At 58.2% G+C, this 1,021-nt stretch carries 1 protein-coding gene and 1 pseudogene; both read left to right on the top strand.

What is annotated here, in order from left to right; all coding sequences use genetic code 11:
• Positions 1–84 precede the first annotated feature (84 nt).
• Positions 85–675, top strand: a complete 591-nt coding sequence (locus tag C486_RS16690) for a hypothetical protein (RefSeq protein WP_008458209.1) — start codon at positions 85–87, stop codon at positions 673–675.
• 133 nt (positions 676–808) lie between these two features.
• Positions 809–1,021, top strand: a pseudogene (locus C486_RS22070) (hypothetical protein); the annotation flags it as partial.

Genomic DNA, 1,021 nt, shown 5'->3' with positions numbered 1-1,021 from the left:
CCTCACGAAGCGAGAGGCTGAGCACCTGATCGACAAAAAGCTTCGCGACTTCGAACGCCGACTCACGGGCCAGAAGTAGTCACAATGCCACGATACACCGAAACATACGATCTGTCGGAAGAGAAGGAACGGCTAGACAGTGAACTCGACGAACTCGCTGACAGAACGAGCGAGATCGAGCAACAGATGGACGACCTAGACGATGACGAAGAGCTCACCCAAGGGCAGCTCCACGAGTACCGAGAGAGCGTTCAGGAAGGAAACCGCCTCGAGCAGATGTACGCCGGTGTTCAGTGGGCACTCGATCCCGATGGTGACCGAGAGCCGATCAAAGAGGTGACGCTCGGGTCGCTCACTGCTGGGGAGTACGCCGAAGTCGGCGACCGACTCCAAGCAGTTAAACAGGGGAAGGTCGGGTGGGGGAGAAACCCTGATCTCGACAACGCTCGTCGAAATATGTTCGCAGGAGCGTGCCTCCAAGACGCTCCTTTCCTCGACGAAGAGGACCCCGACCTCGAGGCCAAGATCCACGCTGTTACTGACCTCGCGCCAGCATTCATCCACTGGCTCGAAGAGAGGGGGGATGAACTCACGACCCCGCAGGTTGAGGGAAACGGATTCAGAAAGCGGGTCGAGGAAAGGAGGACGACCTCGACGCCCAAATCGCCTACATAAGGGGACTGCTCATGCGATATGGCCACCACCCGCGGGACATCGACGACTACACTTGGAGAGATATCAAGACCTTCATCGCGGCACTGCCAGCAGTCTGGGAGAACGAGAACGTAGCAGGACTCGGTGATGTTCGATGACAACGGAGTTCTCCACGAAAGCCACCCTTGACCTCCAGGTGGACCAAGGCGGTCTCCGCTCAGCGCGCAAGGAGATCGAGGAGAAGCTCACCGGTGACCCGATCCAAGTTGAAGTTGAAGTTGAACAACCCAACTCGGGACGGGTAGCATCGAGTTCGAAAGCGCTCTCGTCAAACACAAGTGCGAGTGGGGGCGGTGGGAACGGCGGG

This window comes from Natrinema gari JCM 14663, assembly GCF_000337175.1.
Taxonomy (GTDB): Archaea; Halobacteriota; Halobacteria; order Halobacteriales; family Natrialbaceae; genus Natrinema; species Natrinema gari.
Note: the sequence above shows the minus strand (reverse complement) of the source record. Positions and strands in the feature narration are given on the sequence as shown.